The sequence below is a fragment of the Streptomyces sp. NPDC002403 genome (assembly GCF_053593015.1).
The window spans coordinates 1-7,467 of the sequence record NZ_JBSFBQ010000114.1; the positions used below are offsets into that span (position 1 = coordinate 1).

The 7,467-nt window shown below is 72.3% G+C and carries 7 protein-coding genes; 5 read left to right on the plus strand and 2 right to left on the minus strand.

Features of this window, described 5'->3' with window-relative positions; translation table 11 throughout:
- On the minus strand, positions 1–644 hold a 644-nt coding region (locus ACWCPY_RS42480), incomplete at its 3' end, for a glycosyl hydrolase family 18 protein (RefSeq protein WP_451274455.1).
- 374 nt (positions 645–1,018) lie between these two features.
- On the opposite strand from ACWCPY_RS42480, the gene ACWCPY_RS42485 reads away from it, so the two are divergent.
- On the plus strand, positions 1,019–2,191 hold the full coding sequence (locus ACWCPY_RS42485; RefSeq protein ID WP_451274457.1) for an acyl-CoA dehydrogenase family protein: 1,173 nt from the start codon (positions 1,019–1,021) through the stop codon (positions 2,189–2,191).
- 469 nt (positions 2,192–2,660) lie between these two features.
- Here the strand turns inward: ACWCPY_RS42485 and ACWCPY_RS42490 are convergent, their stop codons facing one another.
- Positions 2,661–3,068 carry a hypothetical protein gene (locus tag ACWCPY_RS42490; RefSeq protein ID WP_451274459.1) on the minus strand — a complete coding sequence of 136 codons (408 nt, stop codon included), beginning with the start codon at positions 3,066–3,068 and terminating at the stop codon, positions 2,661–2,663.
- A gap of 204 nt (positions 3,069–3,272) precedes the next feature.
- On the opposite strand from ACWCPY_RS42490, the gene ACWCPY_RS42495 reads away from it, so the two are divergent.
- The 4 genes from ACWCPY_RS42495 (at position 3,273) to fxsA (ending at position 7,413) form a co-directional block, all read left to right on the plus strand.
- Positions 3,273–3,713, plus strand: coding sequence for an Lrp/AsnC family transcriptional regulator (locus ACWCPY_RS42495; protein WP_072489340.1), 441 nt, complete (start codon positions 3,273–3,275; stop codon positions 3,711–3,713).
- A 46-nt stretch (positions 3,714–3,759) separates the two neighbouring features.
- Positions 3,760–5,406, plus strand: coding sequence for an amidohydrolase (locus ACWCPY_RS42500; RefSeq protein ID WP_451274462.1), 1,647 nt, complete (start codon positions 3,760–3,762; stop codon positions 5,404–5,406).
- A gap of 550 nt (positions 5,407–5,956) precedes the next feature.
- The gene (locus ACWCPY_RS42505) at positions 5,957–6,724 is read left to right on the plus strand and encodes a polyprenol monophosphomannose synthase (protein WP_451274464.1); all 768 of its coding nucleotides are present in this window, start codon (positions 5,957–5,959) and stop codon (positions 6,722–6,724) included.
- 98 nt (positions 6,725–6,822) lie between these two features.
- Positions 6,823–7,413 (plus strand): FxsA family membrane protein, encoded by a 591-nt coding sequence (gene fxsA, locus ACWCPY_RS42510; protein WP_451274466.1) that lies wholly within the window; start codon positions 6,823–6,825, stop codon positions 7,411–7,413.
- Positions 7,414–7,467: the final 54 nt, after the last annotated feature.

The window sequence follows — 7,467 nt, forward strand, 5'->3', positions numbered from 1 at the left end:
CCGCTGGTGTCGCAGGTCAGGCCACAGGCGTTGGGGTACTCCCAGTCGATGTCGATGCCGTCGAAGACATCGGCCCAGCGCGGGTCCTCCACCAGGTTGTAGCAGGATTCGGCGAAGGCGGCGGGGTTCTTCGCGGCCTCGCCGAAGCCGCCGGACCAGGTCCAGCCGCCGAACGACCAGATGACCTTCAGGTCCGGGTGCAGCTTCTTCAGCTTGCGCAGCTGATTGAAGTTGCCCCGCAGATCCTGGTCCCAGGTGTCCGCCACGCCGTCGACGGACTGGTCGGCGGTGTACGCCTTCTCGTAGTCGGCGTACGAGTCGCCGATCGCGCACTTGCCGCCGGTGACGTTGCCGAAGGCGTAGTTGATGTGCGTGAGCTTGTCGGCCGAGCCGGACGTCTCGATGTTCCTGACGTGGTAATTGCGGCCGTAGACACCCCAGTTGGTGAAGTATCCGACCACCTTGTCGCCGGCCGCCGTGGGGGTGGCGTCGGCGGAGGCGGGAGCCGCTGCCCGCGTGGTGGTGGGGGGAGTGCCGGCCGACGCCGTGCCCGCGACGCCCAGCAGGGTGGCGCCGAGGGCGGCGGTACAGGCGGCTGCGGCGAGCGCCCGGAACCGGGCGCGTGGACGATGCAGTCCGAACATCTTGTCTCCTCGTGGGGGAGGGAACTCGCTTGTGGGGGCTGGTGGTCGGCCGTCACGTGTACTTGGCATGAACGCGCTGAGGCCGTTCCGCTGGGAACCGTAGATGGACTAGACCAGTCGGGTCAATGGTTCGGACCAACTCCGGTGATCGTTCCGCCCGGTGCCGAGTCGCCCGGTGACCCCGTGACGGATATCGTCCGATCGGGCATACTCAAGCCGCCACAGCCGCTGGCCAGCAGCTCTCGTAATCCGAGGGGGCCGGCGTCGGCTGGACAGCAGTGCTTTCCGGGCGCCGCCCGGAAGCCCCCCGGCGGCGCCGCCCACACCCCTCGCGCGCGACCGTCGCAACGCCCGACAGGGAGGAGAGCGCCGTCATGACCGACCGTGCTTCGCACGTGGTGGAACGCCGTCTGCCCACCGAGGAGTCCAGGCAACTCGTCGCGCTCGTCCGCGACATCGCCCAGCGCGAGATCGCGCCCGGGGCGGCAGAGGAGGAGGAAGCGGGGCGGTTCCCGCGTGAGGTCTTCACGCTGCTCTCCGACTCCGGACTGCTGGGACTGCCCTACGACTCCGCGTACGGCGGTGGCGACCAGCCGTACGAGGTCTACCTCCAGGTCCTCGAAGAACTCGCGGCCGCCCGGCTCACCGTCGGGCTCGGCGTCAGCGTCCATTCCCTCGCCTGCCACGCGGTCGCCGGATACGGCACCAAGGAGCAGCGGGCCGAACACCTCCCGGCGATGCTGGGAGGCGGCCTGCTGGGCGCCTACTGCCTCTCCGAGCCCGCCGCGGGCTCCGATGCCGCCTCGCTCCGCACGAAGGCCGTACGCGACGGCGACGACTGGGTCGTCACCGGCACCAAGGCGTGGATCACCCACGGCGGCATCGCCGACTTCTACACGGTCCTGGCCCGCACCGGCGCCGAGGGCGCGCGCGGCATCACCGCGTTCCTGGTTCCCGGCGACGCCGAGGGGCTCGTCGCGGCCGCCCCGGAGAAGAAGATGGGCATGAAGGGCTCGCCCACCGCCCAGCTGAACTTCGACGGCGTACGGGTGTCCGACGCGCGCCGGATCGGAGAGGAGGGCCAGGGCTTCGCCATCGCCCTGTCCGCACTCGACTCCGGGCGTCTCGGCATCGCCGCCTGTGCGATCGGCGTCGCCCAGGCCGCCCTGAACGAGGCCGTCGGCTACGCCTCCGGACGGCAGCAGTTCGGCCGCCCCATCGCGGACTTCCAGGGCCTGCGCTTCATGCTCGCCGACATGGCCACCCAGATCGAGGCGGGCCGCGCGCTCTACCTGGAGGCCGCCCGGCTCCGCGACGAGGGCAAGCCCTTCTCGCGCCAGGCGGCCATGGCCAAGCTGTTCTGCACGGACACCGCCATGCGGGTCACCGTCGACGCCGTCCAGGTGCTCGGCGGATACGGCTACACCCTCGACTTCCCGGTCGAGCGGCTGATGCGCGAGGCCAAGGTGCTGCAGATCGTCGAGGGCACCAATCAGATTCAGCGGATGGTCATCGCGCGCCACCTCGCGGGTCCTGAGACGCGCTGACCCGCAGCGGCCGCTCGGACCACACGGGCGTCGCCATGATCCGGTTCCACTCCTGGTCATGGCGGCCCGGCAGGGTCCGGTCGGCGCTCTCCCAACGGTGCAGCAGCGCCCGGTAGATGGGCGGATCGGTGGAGTGCGGCAGCGGTCGCGGCGCCGAACGGGGAGTCGCGAGCCGGGGCACCGGCTGCGAACCGGGCTGCGGAACCGATTCTTCGGCGGTGGGAGCGGCGAGGCGGCGTCGGCCGGGACCGGCCGTTGAGTGCAGCAGGGTCATGCCTGGCCAACGGCGCCGGACGGGACCTGGTCACTGTCCGGCCGATTCGAGAGCCCGTTCGCCCCGTCCCCGGGCGGCAGGCGGTCCTTCATCGCGGGCACCACGCGGCCGGGCCGTCGTGGTGCGGGCGCAGACGGGCTGTGGGGCCCGGACCGGTGGGTCCGGGCCGGTCCCGCGCGGACGCGGGAGCGGCTGTCAGGCGGCGTCGCGCCGCATCCGAGGCACGCGCAGCGGGCGCGAGCCGGGGCCGCCGGCGTGCGAGAACGGCTGCATCCTCCAGTCGAGCCCCTGAGGGAGCGTCAACAGCAGGCCCGTCTCCTGCTCCTGGGCGTCGAGGGAATCGTCGGCGGGCCGCGACTGCGACGCCGCGCGGCCCGTACCGGCGCAGACGGTCAGCACGAACGGATTCCACGGCGTCGGGCACAGCGCGTGCTCCGGCAGCACCTCCTCGCCCGCCAGCAGCGCGATCGGCTGCGCGCAGTCCGGGCAGATCACCCGGTACATCTCGAAGGTGTCGTACGCGTCGGGAGCGGTGTCCTCGACGGGCGCGGCATCCTCGACGGGATCCGGTTCGGTACGTCCGGTGAGCTTCAGGCTCTGCATGGGAAATTCCCCCCTCAGGTGGGCCGACCAGGCGACAGGGCCTCGACCACAGCAAGCACTTCCCGTCGCGCAACGGCCGTAACCGCCAGGTGGCCCGCTACCCACCCGTAAACCTGTGGCATTCGTCACATGCCTGCCGCAGGTGCCCCTTCCGGAGCCCCTGCCGCTGTGCCTGGAGGGACCCGGGGCAATAGGTTGATCCGTATGGAGGAGCTGGACCGACAGATCGTGGAGTTGCTCGTCAAGGACGGGCGGATGAGCTACACCGACCTGGGCAAGGCCACGGGCCTGTCCACATCGGCCGTTCATCAGCGTGTCCGCAGGCTGGAGCAGCGCGGGGTGATCCGGGGCTACGCCGCGGTCGTCGACCCCGAGGCCGTCGGCCTGCCGCTCACCGCGTTCATCTCGGTGAAACCCTTCGACCCGAGCGCGCCGGACGACATCGCCGAGCGGCTCGCGGACGTCCCGGAGCTGGAGGCGTGCCACAGCGTCGCGGGCGACGAGAACTACATCCTCAAGGTCCGCGTCGCCACGCCGCTGGAGCTGGAGCACCTGCTCACCCGGATCCGCTCGCTCGCCGGTGTCTCCACCCGGACCACGGTCGTGCTGTCCACCCCGTACGAGGCCCGGCCGCCGCGGATCTGAGGGGGCCGGGGGCCGCGCGGCTCCCCGGAGGCGCGAGACTGGTCCCATGACCGAGAGCACCGCCCCCCAGAGCGAACACCGCACCGTGCTGCTGCGCGGTGGAGACGTCCACAGCCCCGCCGACCCCTTCGCCACCGCCATGGTGGTCGAACGCGGCCATGTCGCCTGGGTGGGCTCGGAAGGGGCCGCCGACGCCTTCGCGAGCGGCGTCGACGAAGTGATCGACCTCGACGGTGCGCTGGTCACCCCCGCCTTCACCGACGCCCATGTCCACACCACGTCGACCGGCCTGGCTCTCACCGGCCTCGACCTGTCCGGCGCCCGGACCCTCGACGAGGCGCTCGGCCTGCTGCGCGCGTACGTGGCCGCCCACCCCGGGGACCGGGTCGTGCTCGGCCACGGCTGGGACGCCACGCGCTGGCCGGAGCAGCGCCCCCCGTCCCGCGGTGAGCTGGACGCGGCGGCCGGCGGACGGCCGGTCTACCTGCCCCGGATCGACGTGCACTCCGCCGTCGTCACCACCGCCCTGCTCGACCTGGTCCCCGGCGTCACCGGGCTGATCGGTTATCACCCCGACGCCCCGCTGACCGGTGCCGCCCACCACGCGGTCCGCTCCGCGGCCCACGGCGCCGTCTCGCCGCGGCAGCGTGCCGACGCCCAGCGCGCCGCCCTGCGGCACGCCGCGTCGCTCGGTATCGGCACCGTCCACGAGTGCGGCGGCCCCGACATCTCCGACGAGGAGGACTTCGCCGCACTGCTGAAGCTCGCCGCCGCGGAGAGCGGACCGCGGGTCTTCGGCTACTGGGCCGAGCAGGTCGCGGACGAGAAGGACGCGCGCAGGATCAGGGAGCTCGGCGCCGTCGGAGCGGCCGGGGACCTCTTCGTGGACGGCTCGCTCGGCTCGCACACCGCCTGCCTGCACGAGCCGTACGCCGACGGCCCGGCCGGAAGTACGGGCACCGCCCACCTGGACGCGGCCAGAATCGCCGCCCATGTCGCCGCGTGCACCGAGGCGGGGCTGCAGGCCGGCTTCCACGCCATCGGGGACGCCGCGGTCTCCGCCGTGGTGGAAGGGGTCCGGACCGCCGCCGAGACGCTCGGCCTGCCCCGGATCCGGGGCGCCCGGCACCGGGTCGAGCACGCCGAGATGCTCACCCCCGAGACCGTCGCCGCCTTCGCGGAGCTGGGTCTGACCGCCTCCGTGCAGCCCGCCTTCGACGCGGCCTGGGGCGGCGAGGAGGGGATGTACGCACAGCGGCTCGGCGTCGAGCGGGCCAGGACCCTCAACCCGTACGCGGCGCTCCTGCGGGCCGGCGTGCCCCTGGCCTTCGGCTCCGACAGCCCGGTGACCCCGCTCGACCCGTGGGGCACCGTACGGGCCGCCGCCTTCCACCGCACGTCCGAACACCGGATCTCCGTACGGGCGGGCTTCACCGCCCACACCCGGGGCGGCTGGCGGGCCGTCGGCCGCGACGACGCGGGGATCCTGGTGCCCGGCGCCCCGGCCGACTACGCGGTCTGGCGCACCGCTGACCTGGTGGTCCAGGCTCCGGACGACCGGGTCGCCCGCTGGTCCACCGACCCCCGGTCGGGGACACCCGGCCTGCCCGATCTCACCCCCGGCACCGAGCTGCCGGTCTGTCTGAGGACCGTGGTCTTCGGACAAACTGTCTATGCGCGGCCGAACGAGTGACGTGCGGATATCGCGCATCGTCACCGATCGTGGTCCCCGCTCCGCCGCGACCTGCGGATCTTCGCTACTGACCAGGCAAGTTTCGTAAATATTGCAGGTCAGACGGCTATTGACAGAACGCGCCCACCGGCCGGTAGGTTCGGCGAGTCCACCACAGGACGTCCGACCGGTCGAAACTCCACGCAGTCGTCGAACGCCGCTGGGTCATGGGGTGGTGTGCCGCACCGGCGCACCACCACTGACAGCCAGGTTCAGCGTCCGCGCCTCGGGGGCGAGGGAAGGTTTCATCCGGACGGCGGTGCGACCCGGGTGGGGCCCGGACGTTCAGTAGACAACGGCTCTAGGTCGACCCGCAGCCAGCGGGTCCCAGGCCGGCCCGAAGGGCGCTGGGCCCCCATCCGTAGTTCCCGTCCGCGTGCGCACCCGGGTTTCTGTCCGCACTTCCGTCCTTCTGTCCCCGGCGCCGAACAGCCCCGTCCGACCGTGTCGGCGATGGGCCCCCGCCCGCTGGATATGGTGTGCACCTGCGTACGGACTTAAGGGGCAGTAAGTGAACGACGGCGGTCAGCGGCGGTACGGCCCGCTCGGCAGAATCCTGGTGATCATTCCGACCTACAACGAGGCCGAGAACATCAAGCCGATCGTCAGCCGGGTGCGCGCCGCTGTGCCGGACGCCGACATCCTGATCGCCGACGACAACAGCCCGGACGGCACCGGCAAGATCGCCGACGAGATCGCCTCCGGCGACAGCCAGGTCCAGGTGCTGCACCGCAAGGGCAAGGAAGGGCTCGGCGCCGCCTACCTCGCGGGCTTCCGCTGGGGTACCGAGCACGGCTACGGCGTGCTCGTGGAGATGGACGCCGACGGCTCCCACCAGCCCGAGGAACTGCCCAGGCTGCTCACCGCGCTCAAGGGCGCCGACCTGGTGCTCGGCTCCCGCTGGGTGCCGGGCGGGCGCGTGGTCAACTGGCCGAAGTCCCGAGAAATGATCTCCCGCGGCGGCAGCACCTACTCCCGGCTCCTCCTCGGGCTGCGGACCAGGGACGTCACCGGCGGCTACCGGGCCTTCCGCGCCGAGACCCTGGACGGCATCGGCCTCGACCAGGTCGCCTCGCAGGGCTACTGCTTCCAGGTCGACCTGGCCCGCCGGGCCGTCGAGGCCGGCTATCACGTCGTCGAGGTCCCGATCACCTTCGTCGACCGGGAGATCGGCGACTCGAAGATGAGTCGCGACATCCTGGTCGAGGCGCTCTGGCGGGTCACCTCCTGGGGCGTCAGCTCCCGTACGAACCGGGTCCTGGGCCGCAAGGCGCTCTGATCCGCAGCGCCCGCCGCCGACGGCGGCGGGCAGCGGGGCAGCCGCCCATGATCACCCCCTTGTGCCGTTCGGACGGCCGTACGGGCACACTGGGGACCATGACGACCGGCACACCGCCCCCGACCGCCCCCAAGCGCTCCCGCGCCCGTACCTTCGTCCCCCTAGCCATCGCCGCCTGGGCGGTGCTGGAGATCTGGCTGCTCACCGTCGTGGCCGACGCGGCGGGCGGATTCACCGTGCTGCTGCTCCTGGCGGCGGGCATCGTGCTCGGGGCCGCCGTGATGAAGCGGGCCGGCCGCCGGGCCTTCCGCAACCTCGCCGAGACCCTCCAGCAGATGCCGGGGCAGCCCGGTGCGGCCGCTGCCCCGCCGGCCACCGGCTCGGGCGGCAAGGGCAACGGCTTCCTGATGCTCGGCGGGCTGCTGCTGATGATCCCGGGCATCGTCTCGGACGCCGCGGGGCTCCTGCTGCTGGTGCCGCCGGTCCGCTCGTGGCTCGGCCGGTTCGCGGAGCGGTCGCTGGAGCGCCGGATGCGTGCCGCGAGCCCCGGCAGCCTCTCCGACGCCTTCCAGCAGGCCCGCATTCACCGGCCGGACGGAAAGGTCGTACAGGGCGAGGTCATCCGTGAGGAGGGCGCACAGCCCGGCGCACGCCCCGACGAGGGACCCCGGCCGCCGCTGACCCCCTGAGCGGGTGTGTTCACGATGGATGGATGGACCTTCAGCAGATGCGGTACGTCGTCG

Bases quoted from the DNA above. Each gene is read 5' to 3' on its own strand.
- ACWCPY_RS42485 (WP_451274457.1), top strand. From the start codon at position 1,019: ATGACCGACCGTGCTTCGCACGTGGTGGAACGCCGTCTGCCCACCGAG.
- ACWCPY_RS42495 (WP_072489340.1), top strand. From the start codon at position 3,273: ATGGAGGAGCTGGACCGACAGATCGTGGAGTTGCTCGTCAAGGACGGG.
- fxsA (WP_451274466.1), top strand. From the start codon at position 6,823: ATGACGACCGGCACACCGCCCCCGACCGCCCCCAAGCGCTCCCGCGCC.
- ACWCPY_RS42500 (WP_451274462.1), top strand. From the start codon at position 3,760: ATGACCGAGAGCACCGCCCCCCAGAGCGAACACCGCACCGTGCTGCTG.
- ACWCPY_RS42490 (WP_451274459.1), bottom strand. From the start codon at position 3,068: ATGCAGAGCCTGAAGCTCACCGGACGTACCGAACCGGATCCCGTCGAG.